Consider the following 19,260-nt stretch of genomic DNA (forward strand, 5'->3'; position numbering starts at 1 on the left):
GTGGTGGTGAACTACCCGGCGCCGCAAGTGAGTGATAACTGTCCTGGCGAGAGTGTGGTGTGTGTGCCGCCATCGGGGAGTTGTTTCGGCTTAGGCGTGACGACGGTGAGTTGCACGGCGACCGATGCCAGTGGCAACACCGCGAATTGTTCATTCGTGGTGACGACCTTTGACATCTGCATTCAGGATGACAGCAATGCGACAACGGTGCTGTTACTCAACAGCCTGACGGGCGATTATGTGTTCTGTTGTGGCGTCGATAAATACTTCGGCAAAGGCACCGTGACCAAGAAAGGCGGGTTGGTGACGTTTGTTCATAACCCTGTAGACCGCAAGGTGCAAGCGTCAATCGATAAGACGTTGAATCGGGCGACGGCAACCTTGCAAGCGCCGCCGGGAGTGACGCGCTGTACGATAATGGATAGGAATATCACGGACAACGGGTGTAACTGTGTTTTACCCAATAACCAGCGACCGGGAACCACTCCCTGAGGGCAATGGCATGAAGTGAAGGAAAACGGTAGCGCCGACGGTCGAGTCGGTGCCGATTTATGAAAGCCCGTCCACAAAATTTTAAGAGGGCTTTGACCAAGACGGGCGCAGGTTAGACAACCTGCGCTACATCCGCGCCGCTTAACTTCATGCCATTGTCGCCTAACAGGTGGTTTCAGGTTGCAAAAACCAAAAGGGCTGGATAAATTCCAGCCCTTTTTTTTGGTGCGCCCGGCAGGGCGCGATTACTTGGAGGTGAAAGTCCTCTACGAACCCGGCAGGGGGAATCGTTAGCCGAACGGCAAGGGTGTCCATCGCGAGGTGGAATCTGAAGGAAGCTGTAGGCAAAACGCTGGCCCGACGAACAGAAACCACATAGAAGGCGACGCGCCTGGATGAGAAGGCCAATATCTTCAAAGTCCGATACCTGCACGGCAAGGCGCGGCGTAGATGTGGCGGGCATAAGCGCGAAGGTGATCGCGCATTACCCGGGGAGGTCTGTGGCTCTGCTTGAGTGCTACGGCTATCGCGAGGTGGCCGGAAGGAGCCACAGAAGTCAGCAGAGGGCATAGTAGGCGCAGCGACCGCGCCGAAGGCCCGAACGCTGAGTGACGGAGCGGGACTCGAATTTCGCAGACGAAGGAGACGCAGACAGTATGGCTGAGATGCCCGAATCCCATGCCGGAGGAAGTGACCGGAAGTCACGAGAGACGGTAGTGGGTGCGTCAAACGTCGCGGCAATCAGAGACGAACCCGATCCCACAAGTGTGCAGGTAATGGAAGCGGTGGTCGCCCGCGAGAACCTGCTCAACGCCTATAGCCGAGTGATGAGCAACAAGGGCGCGGCTGGCGTCGATAAGATGACAGTCGAGCAATTGAAGCCATATCTGCAACAGCATTGGGCAACGATCAAGGGAGCCTTGTTGAAGGGCGACTATCAACCGCAGGCCGTGCGGTTGGTAGAGATCGAAAAGCTAAGCGGCGGAATGCGACAATTGGGCATTCCAACGGTGGTGGATCGGCTGATTCAACAAGCGTTGCATCAAGTCTTGAGTCCGCTGTTTGAACCGGGATTCTCGGAGTCAAGCTACGGCTTTCGGCCATCGCGCAATGCCCATCAAGCGGTGGCGCAAGCCCGCGCGTATGTGGGCGGCGGGCGACGGTGGGTCGTAGACTTAGACTTGGAGAAGTTCTTTGACCGCGTCAACCATGACATCTTGATGGCACGAGTGGCACGTAAGGTCAAAGATAAACGGGTGCTGCGGCTGATCCGACGATACTTGCAAGCCGGGATGATGAGCGGTGGGATAGTGAGTTCGCGAGGGGAAGGCACCCCGCAAGGCGGCCCGCTGTCGCCGTTGCTGTCAAATATCCTGTTGGATGAGTTAGATAAGGAACTGGAAAGACGCGGACATAAGTTTGTGCGCTACGCCGACGACTGCAACATCTACGTGCGGTCACGGGCAGCAGGCGAACGAGTGATGGCGTCGGTCAGCCAGTACCTTGGACAACGACTGTGCCGGCGAGTGAACGAAGAGAAGAGCGCAGTAGCCAGACCGTGGGAGCGGAAGTTTCTGGGCTACTCGATGACGTGGCATAAACAACCACGACTGAAAGTGGCCGGAGAATCGGTCAAACGGCTGAAGATCAAACTACGGATGAAGATTCGCGAAGCCAAAGGACGCAACCTCGAAAAGTTCATCGAGGAACTTGAACCGGTATTGCGCGGCTGGATCAATTATTATCGGCTGGCCGAGGTGAAAGGGATCATTGAAGAACTCGACGGGTGGCTGCGACGCAAACTGCGGAGTTTACTGTGGCGTCGTTGGAAGCGACCCCTGCGGCGAGCGAAGAATTTGATGAAGCGGGGACTGGCGGAAGCACGGGCGTGGCGCTCGGCGACCAACGGGCGCGGCCCGTGGTGGAACGCGGGAGCATCACACCTGAATGAAGCCTATCCTAAAAGCTACTTTGATCGGTTGGGACTCGTGTCACTGATAGATTCCCTGCGCCGCTTGCAGCGCGCTTAACGAACCGCCGGATACGGAACCGTATGTCCGGTGGTGTGGGAGGACGGGAGCCGTGAGGCTCCCTCCTACCCGATGTGGTTTAAATAACCCACGGTTGCTTGTCAATGCATATCGTTTTTCATCTTATTGCTGATGTATGACCGATTGGCTTATACTGCAACATCACAGGTGGAAATGAATTAGATCATTGGTTTTCAAGTTTACTTTTTAACTGTGAATAAAACTCTTCAACCGAAAAAATATTATAAAAGGATTAACAACGATGTCTGGACATAGTAAATGGCATTCGATTAAGCATAAAAAGGGAGCGATTGACGCCAAACGCGGAAAAGCGTTTTCCAAATTGATTAAAGAATTAACTGTAGCGGCACGCATTGGCGGCGGCGACCCCGGCGCCAATCCGCGTTTAAGAAAAGCTATGGATGATGCAAAAGCCATGAACATGGCGAAAGATACCATGACCAATGCGGTCAAACGCGGCACCGGGGAAATCGCCGGAGCTGCAATTGAAGACATCACCTATGAGGGATATGGCCCGGGCGGTGTTGCTATCATTGTCGAAACCCAAACCGATAACCGGGTGCGAACAGTTGCCGAAATTCGCCACCTCTTTTCTAAAAATGGCGGCAACATGGGTGAAAGCGGCTCGGTTTCATGGATGTTTCAAAAGAAAGGCAGCGTCATCCTGGATGGCTCTACGGTTGATGAAGAAAAGATTATGGAGATTGCCCTTGAAGCTGGAGCCGAAGACGTCAGCGGCGATGGCGAAAGTTGGGAAGTGGTTACTTCTCCTGAAGATTTCGATGCGGTACACGAAGCGATTAAAGCGGCAAACCTTGAACCGATTTCGGCAGAGATTGGCATGCGTCCGACAAATTCCGTGCAAGTCACCGGGGCGACCGCTCAACAGGTTCTCCGGTTGATGGACGCGCTCGAAGACCACGATGATGTTTCCAATGTGTTTGCCAACTTTGATATTCCCGCCGAAGAATTGGAGGCTGCCGGTTGAATCCGCATCCCGGCAAATTATCCATTGTCTCGCAAGCATCTGTCAGTGATGTGATAACCGGTCGCGCCTTGCGGGTGATTGGCATCGATCCGGGCAGCAACACCACCGGTTATGGGGTTATCGATAGCGATGGGCGTCGGTATGAGTTGGTTGAATACGCGGGAATTCGGGCACCCTCAAGATTTACCTTTGCTGAACGATTGTTAATCATCGCGCAAAAGCTGGAAGAGGTTTTTGAACGCCTCAGACCGCACGCCTGTGCCGTCGAAGATACGTTTTATGCAGTAAACGTTAAGAGTGCGATTAAACTCGGTCACGTGCGCGGCGCGATTTTGCTGACCGCCGCGCGTGCCGGAGTTGAGATTTATGAATATACCCCGTTAGCGATTAAATCTGCTTTGGTTGGATATGGTCGGGCTGAAAAACAACAGGTTCAGGAGATGGTTCGCTTGTTGTTGAAATTAAAAGAACTGCCGGAACCGCTGGATGCTTCCGATGCATTAGGGATTGCCATCTGCCATATCAACAACGCCATGACCAAAAGAAAAATCAAATAATTCCTCAAGGTAATTTTGTTTAAGAAATCCCTTCCAAATTCAGGGAAGGGGATGTTTGTTTTTTTAACTCTTGAGAGAGCCATTGCCTCGTAGTAAGATGAAAACATCTAAAGGGCAATCGGTAAAATTGAAGAATCGGAGCCGAGTTGATTGCCCCTGCTGAGAAGAAACCTCTTGCGGTGCCGTATCTTTTAACGGGTGGTTGTCTCAGTCCTTTAGATAGAGCGCCGATAATTTCATTCAAGGTGTTAGATAAATGACGGACCTCTATCAACTTCTTGGCGTTACACCCGAAGCAACCGCTCGCGAAATCAAATCTGCCTATCGAAGACTGGCGCGGGAATGGCACCCGGATGTTTCAGCATCACCGGAAGCGACTACCAAATTTGCGGAAATCAATGAAGCCTATCAAATTTTAAAAGACCCCGACCGTCGCGCTGCTTATGATCGAGGAGAAGACCCTTACCTTTATGATAAATATTATGCTGCCGTCATTGCCTATGTCGAACAGGTGAAAGCCAAAGAACGTGAATTCAATCTTCACGTTGATGCGGATATGGCGCACTTCCGGCAGGAGATGGCGGAACGCCGTCATGCGGTTCTGGTTGTGGTTCCATTATTTATTTCAGCCTTTTATGCAATGGTTGCCAAACCGGCAATTTTTCAGCGGTTCAGTGTAATCGGCAAACTCGTATTGACCACGCTGGCGGTTTACGGTTTGATTTATCTGGTAAGAAATCTGGCACTGGTTTTAAAACGTTATACCTATCAATCGCCCGACCAATATACCTCGGTTTTTAAAGAAGAAGACCCGCCCGATAAACCCATCAGCCGAAAAGCCGGGCTGGTATTTCTGGTTTGCGGTTATATCATTTCACTCGGCTTGGGCTATGTCGTCAGCACGATTATTCCGCTGCCCATCACCAAAGACCTGTCGCCCGCAGCGATTCTCGGCGGATTCATCTATCCGCCAATTACTGTACTCATCATCGGAAGTTTACGCAGAATAGCCGGAATATTTGACCGCTTTTAAATTGCTCTCGAATATTTTTTGCCATCAACCGCGTTTAAAAATTCTTTTGGCAATTGACCCGACATCCTGTTTCCAAATCGGCACACCCGAGGTTTTCGATTTAGTATCCATGCGCAACTCTTTTTTGGCGACCGGATTATCCGGGTCTAAAGACAGCGCATCTTTAAAATAGACATCAGCCTTGGGTTGATTGCCAATCTCTTTAAATAGCATGGCGATTTTCAACTTCAACTTGGTGTTGAACTGATCTAACTTGGCGGCTTTGGAAAGGTGGTCTTCGGCTTCGCGACGATTTCGCGGACTGCGAATCAAAGCTGACCCCAGATAGAAATGGTAATGCGATTTTTTAGGTTCTAATTTCACGGCTTCACGAAGCAGGGGAATCGCACCGGAATAATCCTTATGCTCAATTCTGGCGCGCCCCTGTTGATAAAATCGTTCGGCGGATTGGTTGTTGCCTTCTTTTACCTGAGCGTCGCTGGTGGTGGAAGCGCTTGCAGGTTTAGAGGAATACACCGGCGGTTTGACTGCCGGTTTTTCAGGAATCACGGGCGTTTGCGGTTGCCCCGGCGACGGCAGAACCCCTGAATTGAGAGGGAGGGGGTCAATGCTTGGCGGTGGCTTCAACGGGCTGGATGGATTGACCGGAGGTTTCAATGCCGTTGGCATTGGCGTTGCCATTGGGATTGCGGTTCTGGTGCCAACTCCCGTTTTACTGTCTTTCAGTAATTTATTATCGTATGCCGCGCGTGGCCCATTTTCGCTGAGCGTTTCGTAAGCCTGGGTGATTGAGGCAAACATGGACTCAATTTTATTGCGCAATTCGGTGTTTTGCAGATTCCGGTATCTATCGGGATGAAATTTTTTGGCGAGGTTGTAATAAGCAGCTTTAATTTCTGCTGAGGTAGATTGCCGGGTGATTTCCAAAATTTCATAGAAATCGGCGTTGGTATAAAAAAAGGTTCGTCTTTCGACCTCATCTTTCAAGCGGTCAAGATTGAGGTCTGCCTCTGTGACCAAAGCTTCATCATCGGAATCGTCGTTGAGTAATTTCAAGAACCCTCCGGCAACTAAAACTGAAACGGCTTTTTGCGCTTCGCTGTCGGGCAGTCCGCTGAGCGCCCCGACTTCACTAATGGAAATGGGTGAATCAATACGCGAAAAGACATAACTTTCAACCGGCAGGAGTTTTCCTGAATCCAGAAGCGCCTGGGTGACAACGGCGCGCCCGACGATGGTGTCGGGAGGTAAACTTACCTTGGAATTTTTTTGACTGGTTGCGGCTAACCGGGCACCTTCAAGGAGAATCTCCATTGCAGTGATTTCTAATTTGACCTCATGCGCTGCCCGCATCTTTCCATCAAATACGAAATCTCCCTGCTCCCAGTCAAATAATGAAAGGATAATACTCTTGATCAATTCACGGATGGCTCGATGGAGCACCTCAGTAGTGATGACGCCTTTTTCGATGAGTTTGGCGCTTAGTTGATTGGGTTTGTCGATTTCGGCGCGGGCGTGTTCGAGATCGTCGGATTTAACCAGATTTTCCTGTAGTAGCTTATACTCAATCTGTTCCTGTGCCACATTGCTGATGGCAAAGATAGGATTTCCACCCTCAAAAAAAATCGCTTTGATTGTTTTGTTGCGGGTGACTCTCAGAAGCCCGTTGGCTTTACGTTCTGAAAGTTGTCTGATTACTTTCGTGATGGGCTTTTGACTTAATTGTCCTTGCACCTAAACCACCTTAATTTGGTTGTGGACTACGGGGACGGTAGCCAAAGACTGTTTCGCGAGGGCTATTTTGGAGTTCACGGTTATTGTACGGCGGCGCTCATCGGCTTTCAAGAGTTGATTCTGTCAGCGTTGACGCTAAGAGTATGCCAATGAGAAAATTTAGCGAAAGTTTTCCATTATCACTTGCAAAAATTATGTGTGACTGGATGACTTCGCAAATTCAGCAGGCTGGCAGTAGGTATCTATGCTCTCATTTAAATCACAAGAAATTCCTCAAAACGAATTGGCTCCGCGTTGGAAAATCGGTATTGATAAACAACAGGTTGCAGTGTTTGTCGGATTGGCATTGATTGCCGGTTTTATTTTGGGTTTTGCCTCAGCCAAATTTATCCAACGCGCCGAGGAAGCCAAAGCCGCCGAACAAAAGCGAATGGAAGAGGCGCTGGGAACGCGAAAAAATGAAGTCAAATCCGGCTCAGGCGTTTATCAGGTAACCAATATTTTACATGCCGACACCCTTGAGATTGAGCAATTGGGCACCGTGCGCCTGATTGGCATTGAAACCCCTGACAATAATCCCAATTCCACTTATCAGGAAACTGCCCGCGATGCCCGCAGCTTTACCGAGAAAAATTTATTGAATCAGGAGGTCAGAATCGAATTCGACCCGGTTTATGCCGCAAACGGAAATAAAGATGCAGCCGGGCAAACCGCAGCTTATGTTTATACCAAGGATGGACTGCTGATCAATGCCGAGCTTTTAAAGCAGGGACTGGCATTTGTGAAGACTTCGGAAAAATTTAAGCTGGCAGAAGAATTCAATTCCTATGAGCGTGAAGCTTTGATGGCGATGCGCGGGGTTTGGGGAAGTTCGACCACGGCTTCAATGCCCCCAACACCAACTGACCCGACAACCCCACCCACAGACCCCAATGCCCCGGGTAAGCGACCTAAACTGACTCCGATGGACCCCTCGGCGGTCGGTCCCAATATCACTCCGGGCGGCATCGTGACCCAGCCGACAACCCCAAGCGTTAATCCGGGTGAGCCTGTAGTGATGGTTTCCGGTGACCGGATGTATCACAAAGCCGGCTGTGAATACCTCGGCAAAAAAGGCAAACCGATGGGACTTTCGCAGGCAAAATCATCGGGTTACGCCCCCTGTTCCCGTTGTTTTCCTTCTACTGGAATCAAGCAGTGACGGTGAGCGAAATCATTTAATTGAATATCGCGAGACAACCGGTTTGGCAGGTTTATCGAACCCCTTGCAGGGAAGTATTGACGAGTGGTTTATACTACCTTTGTCACCGAAACGGTGGCATTCGCGCCAGGGTAATTAATCTGCCCCACAGATTCGTCGGCTCCTCACCTTGACTTGATTCTCCGCTCCCAATTTCACGGAGGAAACTCAGCTTTCTCCGGTTGAAATTACCATCCCCACAAGCAGGTTAGTCATAATGAAAGCTTTTCAGTTAATGAAAAAAGAGAATCTCTTTCTGATTATTTTCCTTTTGACCTTTCCCGTTGCCGGTTATTCAACAACCCGCGACGCACAAAACAGCAGTCGTAAATCCAAAAGCCAACTTGCCACCTGTCCGACCTGTCGCAGTAAAAAGGCGGTTAAAACGGCATCCTGTCATCCGGCGAATTACCTCAATCCGAAAATCAGAAAAAATTACAATTCCGCCATGCGCGATTTACATCGCAATGGCATCAAGCCCAAAGTCACCAGTCTGTGGCGTTCCTCATCCAAGCAAGCTTATTTTTATCGCTGTACGCGAAGTGCCGCCTGTCGCACACGCAATCCGGGTTTGTATTACGCCAGCGCACCGGGAACCTCTGCGCACGAAGCCGGATTTGCCGTCGATATTTCAGGAGTGGCAACCGGGCGACGCGGCGCAAAACGGCTTACTCCGAAAGGGCGAAAAATCGTGCGGGTGATGCAGAAGAACGGATTTTCCTGGCGCTATGGGTTGAAAGACCCCGCGCATTTTGAAGCCGACCCGCGCCGTCACGGTTATAAAAATCTCAAACAGGCGATTAAATACACCCAGACCAATTGCAGCGTGAAAATTTCCAAGCGTAAAAAGCGGTAAACGGTAGAGCCGGTTTTTCTTCGGTCTTAATCGACTTCTAACCACGCTTGTGGAGCGCAGTAGTTTTCATCAGTGCGATTGCTGTGCTCCACAAGTTAATTTCAGGTAATTTTCCTCAGAGATATATTTGAAGTTCATGGGGTTGGCTTTCGATATTTTTCTTTGAGTTTTTTCTCGCGGGTTTTACTCATCTTCATCGCTCTCGAAAATTTCAGATACGCTGCACCAATCGCAAAAATTGCAATTCCCGCCATGATAGCAATCGAAATGTAAATGGTTTGATTGTAATCCATCGCTCTTACTTTCAATATAGACTAAGACATAAATATCAAGGATAGAATTAAAACTGTTCAATCATAAACCACTCTTTTGACTTGAAGCCTATGAAAAACCTTTTATTCACTCAATCTGTTTCCCTGGCTCAATTCGAGGGGAAAAATTGAAAGGCTTTTTTAAGCAATTCATTTCTTCCATAAAAATTAAATATCCATCGCGCAAATCGGCAAGGTGCAACAAAAATCTCACTTGATGTTTTTCAACCTCTTAAAGGCTGTGGTAAATTGCCACCGCAGTTTTTCTATTTGTACCGTTAAAAATTAAATCGTCGAAACCGTTGAGGAATACGAATGACTTTATCGTTTTTTGATTGGGCGGTGATTGCCGCCTATTTTCTGTTTAATTTAGGAATCGGAATTTATTATGCGCGCCGCGCCAGCGGCAGCACGTCGGAATTTTTCTTGTCCGGCAGAGATGTTCCCTGGTGGCTTGCAGGGACTTCGATGGTTGCCACAACCTTTGCCGCAGACACGCCGCTTGCGGTCACCGGATTTGTCGCCAAAAACGGCATTGCCGGGAACTGGCTCTGGTGGAATTTCGTGATGAGCGGCATGATGACGGTCTTCTTTTATGCAAGGCTCTGGCGCAGAGCCGGGGTGATGACCGATATTGAATTTGCCGAATTGCGTTATTCGGGTAAACCTGCGGCTTTCCTGCGTGGTTTTCGCGCCCTTTATTTAGGGCTTCCAATCAACTGCATCATTCTCGGCTGGGTCAATCTGGCGATGATTAAAATTCTGGAAGTCACCCTTGGCGTTGATAAAAAACAGGCGATTTACATAGTCATCGGCATCCTGATTTTTACCGCATTTTACACGACGATTTCAGGACTGTGGGGCGTATTGGTCACAGACCTGTTTCAATTTGTGTTGAAAATGGGAATGGTCATCTTGCTTGCGATTTTAGCGGTGAAATCCGTGGGCGGCATTGATGCGATGAAAATGAAAATTGCCGAACTCGATGCCACCAGCGGGCAGCAAGGTTCCCGCCTCGCCTTCTTTCCCGAATGGGATTCGGTGTGGATGCCCGCCATCACCTTATTCACTTATCTTGCGGTGAACTGGTGGGCGAGTTGGTATCCCGGCGCTGAACCGGGCGGCGGCGGTTATGTCGCGCAACGCATCTTTTCCGCAAAAGATGAACGCCACGGACTGCTTGCAACTCTGTGGTTCAACATCGCGCATTATGCTTTGCGTCCTTGGCCCTGGATTTTAACCGCCCTCGCCTCATTGATTTTGTATCCCACCCTTGAAGACAAAGAAGCCGGTTACATCAAAACGCTGCTTGACCCCAATGTATTCCCGACCTATTTGCGCGGGTTTATGCTTGCGGCGTTTGCGGCGGCTTACATGTCAACCATCGGCACGCAACTCAATTGGGGCGCGTCGTATGTGATTAATGATTTTTATCGCCGCTTTGTGAAAAAAGACGGAAACGAACGCCATTATGTCATCATCTCGCAACTGGTCACCTTGCTGTTAATGGTGGTGTCGTTAATCGTTACTTTTTACCTGGATTCGATTGGCAAAGCCTGGAAAGTGTTGTTGGTCACCGGCGCGGGAACCGGAACTGTGCTTTTACTCAGGTGGTTCTGGTGGCGCATCAATGCCTGGTCGGAAGTTTCGGCGATGATTGCTGCGGCATTGTGCTCAATCGTTTTACAACTTGGATTCAATATGGATAGCGACCAGCCAAAGGATTTCGCTTACCTGATGCTCATCACGGTGGCTTTCACGACGGTTGTCTGGGTTGTGGTTACTTTTCTCACGCCCGCTGAGCCTATGGAAAAGCTGGTGCATTTTTATCGCAAAGTGAGACCCGATGGCGCGGGTTGGAAACCGGTAGCGGCGCAGGCAGGGATAGTCGATACCAATCTCGGCGGCGGACTGGCGATACAATTTTTAAACTGGTTCGTCGGCTGTGTGTTGATTTACGCCTTTTTATTTGGCATCGGCTATGTGATTTTAGGTTCGCTTATCAAAGGGCTGTTATTACTCGCTGTCGGTATCATTGCCTGGGTGATTATTTCGCGAAACCTGCAACGGGCGAATTGGAAGGCTGTCGGTGATGAAGCTTAATTCGTTTGAGCAGTGTTGAGACCATCTCAGTCAAAATGAAGTCATTAACAAAGTATGATGTAGCGGTAATCGGTGCAGGGGTATTCGGGACGTGGATTGCCTACGAATTAAATCGCGCGGGGAAGCGCGTGTTGTTGATGGATGCCTATGGCGCAGCCAATAACCGCGCAAGTTCAGGCGGCGAATCGCGAGTGATTCGTTGCAGCTATGGACAGGAAGAAATTTACACCCGCTGGGCTTGGGCGTCGCTTGCAAAATGGAAAGCGTTCTTTAATCGAGTTGGCGGTTTGCCGCTCTTTCATCAAACCGGTGTGTTGTGGATGGCGCGCGAGGATGACCGGTTATCAACTGCAAGCTTTGAAACGTTGAATCGTGTCGGCGTGCCGTGTGAAAAATTATCACATGATGAATTGGCGAAACGCTTTCCGCAAATCAATTTCTCGGACATTCCCTGGGCAATCTGGGAACCGGAAAGCGGGGCACTCATGGCACGTCGCGCCGTACAGTCGCTGTTGTTTGAATGCCTGAAAACCGGCGTTGAATATGTGCAGGACGCCGTTGTCTGTCCGGTGAATCAAAAAGATTTTTCAAAAATTGAAACCCGCAACAGAGAGGTTATTCAAGCACAAATATTTATTTTTGCTTGCGGTTCGTGGTTGCCAAAACTTTTTCCTGAAGTAATTGGCGAACGAATTCAACCGACTAAACAGGAAGTTTATTTCTTTGGCGTCAGTGCCGGGGATAAGCGATTCGCGCCACCCGCAATGCCGGTTTGGGGAGATTTCGGTGATGAAGTTTATGGGATACCGGATTTAGAAAATCGCGGATTCAAAATCGCTATTGACCGGCACGGTGAATTGTTCGACCCGGATTTTGGTTTGCGTGAAACCACAGCCGAAAATTTGGCAAAGGTGCGCGCTTATCTGGCTAAACGTTTTCCGGCTTTGCACGATGCGCCCGTGTTAGAGAGGCGGGTTTGCCAATATGAAAACACCTCGAAAGGTGATTTTTTAATCGACCGTCATCCTCAATTTGCAAATGTCTGGTTAGTCGGCGGCGGTTCCGGTCACGGCTTTAAACATGGTCCTGCGCTTGGAGAATATGTTGCAAAGCGAGTGATTGACGAAGCGAAAGATATTGACCCGCGATTCACCCTGGCGACCAAAGAGAACGTTCATCAACGCGCGGTGTATTAAATTGTAATTGGCAATCAGTTCATAACCAGTGACTGGCGCGGTCAAAGACCGCTTGCTAAACGGATTTATAGAGCCGTTCTATCATCGTAGGAGCGATAATGTTAAAAAAAATCATCATCATTTGCTTAATCTTCAGTTCGACAAATGTCTTCGCCTTTATTCCGCAAAAACAGAAAAACAAACCGAAACCGGTTGAACAAAACTGGGTGGATGCGACGCTTGCGCAGATGACCCTCGACGAAAAAGTCGGGCAGTTAATCATTCCTGCGGCGGTCGGTATGTTTATGGTGCGCGAAAGCGATGCCTATAAAGAAATCGAACGCGACATCACGCAATTTCACGTCGGCGGTTATCATTGGCTCGGCGATGTGACCTCGTTGCATGAACCCGCGGGCGTCGCCCTGATCACCAACTATTTTCAAAAGCTCTCGAAACTGCCGCTTTTCATCACCGCCGATTTTGAAGGTGGCGCGGGCTATCGCTTCATCGGCGCAACTCGTCTGCCGAGAGCGATGGCGATGGGCGCAACCGATAACGAAGAGTTGATTTTTCAAGCCGGGCGTATCACCGCAGAAGAATCGCGCGCCATCGGCATCAACGTCAATTTTTATCCGGTCGTGGATGTCAATAACAATGCCCGCAATCCGATTATCAACATTCGCTCATTCGGTTCCGACCCGGCGTTGGTATCGCGTCTGGCGCGCGCCTACATTCGCGGATTGCAATCTGCGGGTGCGATGGCAACCGCTAAACATTTTCCCGGTCACGGCGATACGTCTACGGATTCACATATGGAATTGCCAGCGGTTGATGTCAGTCGTGAGCGTCTGGACAAGATCGAATTGCCGCCGTTTCGCGCTGCTGTTGAAGAAGGAGTCGGCGGCGTGATGAGCGCGCATATCGCCTTACCGCAAATTACCGGCGATAAAACCCCGGCTACGCTTGCGCCGCAAATGCTCACGGATATGTTGCGCAAGGAGATGAATTTCAAAGGCGTGATTTTTACAGATGCCCTGAATATGCGCGGCGTGGCAGCGCATTACCCGGAAGGTGAAGCCGCCGCGCGTGCCGTCAAAGCCGGAGCCGATGTGATTCTTTATCCGCCAAGCGTTGAAAAAGCTTTTAACGGAATCAAACAAGCGGTGCAATCGGGTGAGATTAAAGAATCGCGTTTGGATGAATCGGTGCGACGCATTTTATCCGCCAAACAAAAACTCGGACTCGATAAAAATCGCTTTACCGATATGGAAAAACTGACGACGGTTCTCGGTAATAAAGAACATCAGGAAACCGCGCAGAAAATCATTGATAGCGCCATCACTCTGGTGCGCGATGAGAAAAAGGTTTTGCCTTTGAAATTAAAGCCCGAACAGAAGGTGCTGTTTATTTCCATCGTCGACAACGGCGAAGGCTGGCGCGAATACCTGCCGGGCAGAACCTTTTATACAAACCTCCTTCGTCGTCATCGCAATGCCACAAGTGTGACGATTTCGCAGGAAACCTCGCCCGCTGAATTCGAGTTAATCAGGAAACTCGCGGCTTATTCCGATGTGGTGATTGTCAACGCCTTCATTCGCATTGCTGCCTACAAAGGCGATGTTGATTTGACCGAGGGCGAATTGAATTTATTGAAAAGCCTGTCGAAATCTGCAAAACCGTTTGCCTTTGTGATGTACGGCAGCCCTTATTTATTGAGTTTTGTGCCCGAACTTCCAACCTATGTTTTAGCTTATGAATATTATCAAGGCGCGGAAGAGGCAGCATTGAAGGCGGTGCTTGGTGAAATCGAATTCAAAGGCAAATTGCCAATTGATTTGCCGGGGTTGTATGAATTCGGGCATCGCATAAAACCTTAAAGTCGGTTGCGTCTGCCGTAACTTCCGTCAATGGTTTTGCAACCTGCTCTAGTGTTCAGGATTGCGAAGCACCGGTAATCTGGTTAGATTAAATTTGATGTCAGAAGAGCAAGAAGCCATCCGAACCTTTACCCTCAGGGAAGCTCGCAGCCTGATTCCCAAACTTCGCACCTTGTTTGCGCGCCTGAATAAAGAACGCGAGGTTTTGGTGAAGATGAATGATGAATTGCAACGAGCGCGTGAAAAAGCCGAAGCGAATGGCGGAACCCCACAAGGCGTTGCTTATTTAACCCATCTCACGGCTTTCTCAACGATGGTACACAAGGTGCAAAGCCTGGGTGTATTGATTAAAGATTTCCATACCGGGCTGATTGATTTTCCCTATGAATATGAAGGTCGAATCGTTTATCTGTGTTGGAAAACCGATGAAGATGACATTGACTGGTGGCATGAGATTGAAGCAGGTTTCGCCGGTCGCCAACTACTTACCGAAGATTTTGAGTAACCTATAAATCCGCTTGACCTTTTAAATAATGCCAAGTGGATGGGTACATGCAGATGGTTTGGATTTACTCTTTGCTTTCCGCCTCTTTATTGGTATTCAGTTTGGGCTTTTCGTCTTCGCGCATACCGGCTTTAAAATTTCGGATGCCTTCGCCAAGCCCTTTGGCAAGTTCAGGTATACGACGCGCGCCAAACAAAATAACGATGATTAGCACGATAATTAATAACTCAGGCAAACCTAATGGACCCATTTTAATTTCCTCCTATGATTCCTTTTGCATACTCAAGCTGAAATAATGTTAAAACGATTCTAGTCATACCACAATAGAGTGTCAATTATTTCGGACTGCGGAGATCATCCCGGAGTTTGAAAAAAATATGAATGCGAAGAAACGATGATGATGAGATGGGAAAATCGGTTGACCCGAATTTATAAATCCAAGCTTTGATAAGGGGTGAGAAATTTTCTTAAATATTAAAATTAACCAATAAAATCAGGCTTTTTTTTTACATTTTAGTTGAAAGTTCCGAGTAAGTATTGTAGTCTTCCCGTCGTTAGATTCCTCACTTAACATCCCGGAGGGGAATAAACAATATCTTGAGGGTTCATAAGGAAGACAAAAGAAGTTGTAGGAAGTCCGTTCTTATGACTTCAGGGTTTTAGGTGAGTTTCCTGCGCGCGGCGCAGAGATTATATCGAGAAGGAGATACTTAAAAATCTATGGCAACAGGAAAAAAATTGTCGAAAACTCAATTAACCGCGGAATTGGCAGATGCAACCGGCAGCAATAAAAAAGCTGCTACAGCGTTTCTTGATACGTTGACGAGCATCGCCTACAGAGAAACCAAGAAGAATGGTGAATTCACTCTTCCAGGAATCGGCAAATTGGTCAAATCCCACCGCAAAGCCCGCAAAGGTCGTAATCCGGCAACCGGTGCGGAAATCAAAATTCCTGCTAAAACTGTGGTTAAATTCCGAGTTGCAAAAGCAGCTAAGGATTCCGTTCTTGGCGGAAAAAAATAGCTGATACATATATTTTTCGCATTGACCCAAACTAAATAACCCAGGCTAATAACCTTTCCCGGGTGGGCAATGCGAAGCACTCATACCTGAAGCCGATTGATAAAGTTCATCAATCGGCTTTATTTTTTTCAGTCATCTCCAAGGCAGGGATTTAAAAGGCTCGGTGAATTACAAACAACCCCGTTCAATCCAGGTTATCATCTTTTCAGCAAACGAAGAGCCGACCCGTTACTTATTGCTCAAACGGGTCGATGACCAGGGCGGGTTTTGGCAATCGGTCACCGGTTCGCTGGAAATCAATGAAACCCATCAACGGGCGGCTGTCCGTGAAGTTTACGAAGAGACCGGCATCGCCTGCGTCGAATCGGAGTTGATAGATTTGGAATTAACCAATGTTTTTGAAATCGCCAGATTGTGGCGTCCGAAATATGCGCCGGACGTAACCCACAATGAAGAAATTTGTTTTGCCCTGGAAACCCGAATTGGTGAAGTGAAAATTGATCTTCGTGAACATCAGGAATTTGTCTGGGTTGAATATGATGAGGCGATGGCGCGGCTTTACTGGGAATCCAATAAAAAAGCACTGGCAAAGTTGCAAGAAATTAGAGGGCATCACCGTTGAACTGACTGAGGGGATGTTGAGGGAGCTTGCTTGGTGATATGTAAACGCAATCGCCAAGCGCTCTATTGCCGGGAAAGGCATTGCATGAACTCAGGTTCGTGTGGTTAAAAACAGATAAATGCCGCCGGTGCCAAAAAGTAAATTCGGTCCCCAGGCGGCTAAAATGGGTGGCAGGATTTCATAGCGCCCCATCTGTTCAAACAAACCAATCATTCCCCAATAGAACAACCCGATGATCATGCCAATGGCAACTCCATATAAGGCACCGCGTTTTCCGACCGAAAAAGAAAATGGCAAGCCGACCAGCACCATCGTTAGACAGGTCAGCGGAAATGCAATTTTACTTTGCAGCGCGATTCGCAAATCCAATACATCAAACCCGGCGCGTGAAAGCTCAACAATTTTTCTGCGAATTTCCGCAAGCGTCATCGAATTCGACCCGCGCATCTCCTGTTTAAAATATTCCGGTTGCTCTCCCAGATGATATTTGCGCTCTTTAAAATTTTCATAAGCGACTAACTTATTGCCCTCAAAGGTGCGCTCCCAACCGTCCTGAAAAATCCAAAGGTTTTCCTGCTTATCCCAAACCGCGCGGTTTGCGTATAGCCTGCGTTTAATGCCGAAAGGCTCTTTGGATAAATCAATCACGTTCAATGTCGCAAAAGCGTTTTTCTTGGGATTGAAATATTCGTAATTGAAAATTCGCGAATCGGAACCCAATATCCATTGATTGCTTTTTTGATAAAAAGTCTGCGCCGGTTCCTGTCCGCTACGAATCAAGGCGCGTAAATTATTTTGCCGGGGATTGGTAAACGGCATGATGTAATCCTGGTTGATGAAGAGGAAAACCGATAAGATTCCGGCAATAATGATGACCGGCGCTGCCAGTCTGTAAATCGATTGCCCGGATGCCGTCAGCGCCACAACCTGACTGGTTCGTTGTAACACTCCGAAGGTAATCATCACCGATACCAGTGCGGCAATCGGGGTAACATAATTGATAATAAAAGGCAGCAGAAAAAACAGATAGTTGGCAACAATCGTCCATTCAATGTGATGTTTATTAATCGCATTGAGCAGTTGAAAAAGCGTGATAATGATAAACAGCGTCGTCAGTCCGCCAAGAATATAAAAGAAAAAGCGCAATAAATCGCCAATAACCAGGCGGTCGATTAATTGCGGAAAGCGCGCGGCAAGAATTCTTTTAATCGTGCCCTGAGCTTTGGCGGCGATAGGCAATGGGTTATCCGATTCTCTCGGACTGGCTTGTGGCTGAGGGCTGGCAACTTTTTTCGAGGGTAACCAGTGGCGAATGCTGCCAAGAAAATTGAGCGTGTCAGAGCCGGGTTTCCGTTGCCAGTAATGAACAAAGATTCCCGCTAAGCCTAAAATAATATTCGCCTGCCAGACGCCCAACCACACCGGCAGTTTGCCCGACAGCGCCGACTGTTCGCCGTAAAGCGCCAGCAGATAATAAACAATGGTTATGGCGAGTCCGAGTAATAGACCGAATGAGCGTCCTGTACGAATGTGTGTGATGCCAAATCCAACGCCAAGCAGCGCAAAAATAAGACAAGCCACCGGATAAGACAGGCGTTTATGAATTTGCGAACGCCATTCACGAACCTCCTCGACGGGCGGTGAATAGTTGATGAGTTCGGTAAACGACATCTCTTCAACCTCATTTTTTTCAACCGCCTGATTATTCGCTTCAGCCTTTTTATCATCATCGAGGGTGACGCCAAAGGTCATCTCCTGAAAATAATTTGAATAATAGGGTTGCTGAGCGCGTGAGCGTTTTCTTTCGCGATTGGCAATCTGCTCAGCGGTAAGTGGCGTATCGACTTTTCGTTCATCAGTCGCGCCGCTTTCGCTATCATCACCCGCATCGCCTTTTTTCGGAGTGGGCGTTTGATGAATCTCGCCTTCCTTTAAATAAAGTTCAGGAATTTCCGGTTGTCCTGCCACTTTTAGGGTTTGTCTTAGTGAGCCTGTCCGGGCGGTGAAAATTTTCATGCCGCCCTGTTCGTCGCTCAAATCCGCAATGAAGATGTTATGCCAGAGTTTATTACGGTCAATGTCTTCGATATAAATGATTTTTTTAGGAATGCTCTCTTCAAAAACTCGCGGCTTGATTTGCGTCGTCAATCCCTGGAAGACCAGTGATTGATTGGATTTCAGGTTATTCAAATTACGCATCGAAACTGGCAAAACATTAAACGTAATATAGAGCATCAACCCGGCAACCAGCGCCGCAAAGAACAGAATCGGCCTCAATATGCGAAACCGGCTAAGCCCGCTGGCAACCAGCGCGACAATTTCGCTGTCGCCGGATAAACGACCCAGACCGACCAGAATGCCGATTAAAAGCGAGATGGGTAAGGTGAAAACCAGTATGCCGGGAATCAACGCTGCCAGGATTTTCCAAACCGCTTCCATCGGCAAACCTTGACGTGAATAAACCACCAGTAATTCTGAAAACCGACTGGATTCATGGGCAAAAATAATCGCCGTGAGCAAGATTAGGGCGAGCAGAAAATAGGGCAGAATTTCTCGAATTAAATAACGGTCGATTAAGCCTGGCATCAGTGAAAAGTCTAGCATGTGGGGCAATCGAAAGTCATGATTTCCGTTTATCGAAATGCTTCCTGAACCGATTTTTTCATATGAATCGAAAAATCCTGGTGAATGAT

The 19,260-nt window shown here is 48.5% G+C and carries 15 protein-coding genes and 1 pseudogene; 13 read left to right on the plus strand and 3 right to left on the minus strand.

Going from position 1 to position 19,260, the window contains the following annotated elements; genetic code table 11:
- The 5 genes and pseudogenes from AB1757_14265 to AB1757_14285 form a co-directional block, all read left to right on the plus strand.
- The coding region (locus tag AB1757_14265; protein ID MEW6128202.1) for an HYR domain-containing protein at positions 1-492 on the plus strand (492 nt) is incomplete at its 5' end.
- Between the two features lie 665 nt (positions 493-1,157).
- On the plus strand, positions 1,158-2,522 hold the full coding sequence (gene ltrA, locus AB1757_14270) for a group II intron reverse transcriptase/maturase (protein ID MEW6128203.1): 1,365 nt from the start codon (positions 1,158-1,160) through the stop codon (positions 2,520-2,522).
- A gap of 262 nt (positions 2,523-2,784) precedes the next feature.
- On the plus strand, positions 2,785-3,531 hold the full coding sequence (locus AB1757_14275) for a YebC/PmpR family DNA-binding transcriptional regulator (GenBank protein MEW6128204.1): 747 nt from the start codon (positions 2,785-2,787) through the stop codon (positions 3,529-3,531).
- The gene (gene ruvC / locus AB1757_14280; protein ID MEW6128205.1) at positions 3,528-4,088 is read left to right on the plus strand and encodes a crossover junction endodeoxyribonuclease RuvC; all 561 of its coding nucleotides are present in this window, start codon (positions 3,528-3,530) and stop codon (positions 4,086-4,088) included. Before AB1757_14275 ends, ruvC begins: the two co-directional genes overlap by 4 nt.
- 256 nt (positions 4,089-4,344) lie before the next feature.
- Positions 4,345-4,539: pseudogene (locus tag AB1757_14285) on the plus strand (DnaJ domain-containing protein).
- A gap of 606 nt (positions 4,540-5,145) precedes the next feature.
- On the opposite strand, the gene AB1757_14290 reads toward AB1757_14285, so the two are convergent.
- Complete coding sequence (locus tag AB1757_14290; protein ID MEW6128206.1) at positions 5,146-6,855, minus strand: DUF4388 domain-containing protein; 1,710 nt, start codon at positions 6,853-6,855, stop codon at positions 5,146-5,148.
- A 244-nt stretch (positions 6,856-7,099) separates the two neighbouring features.
- Here AB1757_14290 and AB1757_14295 point away from each other — a divergent pair, with 244 nt between their 5' ends.
- From AB1757_14295 to AB1757_14320, 6 genes are all read left to right on the plus strand, one after another.
- The gene (locus AB1757_14295; protein ID MEW6128207.1) at positions 7,100-8,056 is read left to right on the plus strand and encodes a thermonuclease family protein; all 957 of its coding nucleotides are present in this window, start codon (positions 7,100-7,102) and stop codon (positions 8,054-8,056) included.
- Between the two features lie 256 nt (positions 8,057-8,312).
- Positions 8,313-8,951, plus strand: coding sequence for a D-alanyl-D-alanine carboxypeptidase family protein (locus tag AB1757_14300; GenBank protein ID MEW6128208.1), 639 nt, complete (start codon positions 8,313-8,315; stop codon positions 8,949-8,951).
- Between the two features lie 626 nt (positions 8,952-9,577).
- Entirely contained in the window at positions 9,578-11,365 is a 1,788-nt protein-coding gene (locus AB1757_14305) for a sodium:solute symporter family protein (GenBank protein ID MEW6128209.1), read from the plus strand.
- Positions 11,366-11,400: 35 nt separating this feature from the next.
- On the plus strand, positions 11,401-12,561 hold the full coding sequence (locus AB1757_14310) for an FAD-dependent oxidoreductase (protein MEW6128210.1): 1,161 nt from the start codon (positions 11,401-11,403) through the stop codon (positions 12,559-12,561).
- A 98-nt stretch (positions 12,562-12,659) separates the two neighbouring features.
- Complete coding sequence (locus AB1757_14315; GenBank protein MEW6128211.1) at positions 12,660-14,417, plus strand: glycoside hydrolase family 3 N-terminal domain-containing protein; 1,758 nt, start codon at positions 12,660-12,662, stop codon at positions 14,415-14,417.
- Positions 14,418-14,514: 97 nt separating this feature from the next.
- Positions 14,515-14,922, plus strand: a complete 408-nt coding sequence (locus AB1757_14320; GenBank protein ID MEW6128212.1) for a DUF2203 domain-containing protein — start codon at positions 14,515-14,517, stop codon at positions 14,920-14,922.
- Positions 14,923-14,986: 64 nt separating this feature from the next.
- On the opposite strand, the gene tatA is transcribed toward AB1757_14320, so the two are convergent.
- The gene (tatA, locus tag AB1757_14325; GenBank protein ID MEW6128213.1) at positions 14,987-15,172 is read right to left on the minus strand and encodes a twin-arginine translocase TatA/TatE family subunit; all 186 of its coding nucleotides are present in this window, start codon (positions 15,170-15,172) and stop codon (positions 14,987-14,989) included.
- A gap of 470 nt (positions 15,173-15,642) precedes the next feature.
- Between tatA and AB1757_14330 the strand changes: the two genes are divergently transcribed.
- Both AB1757_14330 and nudB read left to right on the plus strand, forming a co-directional pair.
- Positions 15,643-15,945 carry an HU family DNA-binding protein gene (locus tag AB1757_14330; protein ID MEW6128214.1) on the plus strand — a complete coding sequence of 101 codons (303 nt, stop codon included), beginning with the start codon at positions 15,643-15,645 and terminating at the stop codon, positions 15,943-15,945.
- Between the two features lie 163 nt (positions 15,946-16,108).
- Positions 16,109-16,567, plus strand: coding sequence for a dihydroneopterin triphosphate diphosphatase (gene nudB, locus AB1757_14335; protein MEW6128215.1), 459 nt, complete (start codon positions 16,109-16,111; stop codon positions 16,565-16,567).
- A 90-nt stretch (positions 16,568-16,657) separates the two neighbouring features.
- On the opposite strand, the gene AB1757_14340 is transcribed toward nudB, so the two are convergent.
- Positions 16,658-19,153 carry an LptF/LptG family permease gene (locus AB1757_14340; GenBank protein MEW6128216.1) on the minus strand — a complete coding sequence of 832 codons (2,496 nt, stop codon included), beginning with the start codon at positions 19,151-19,153 and terminating at the stop codon, positions 16,658-16,660.
- Positions 19,154-19,260: the final 107 nt, after the last annotated feature.

Source organism: Acidobacteriota bacterium, assembly GCA_040754075.1.
Lineage (GTDB): Bacteria > Acidobacteriota > Blastocatellia > UBA7656 > UBA7656 > JBFMDH01.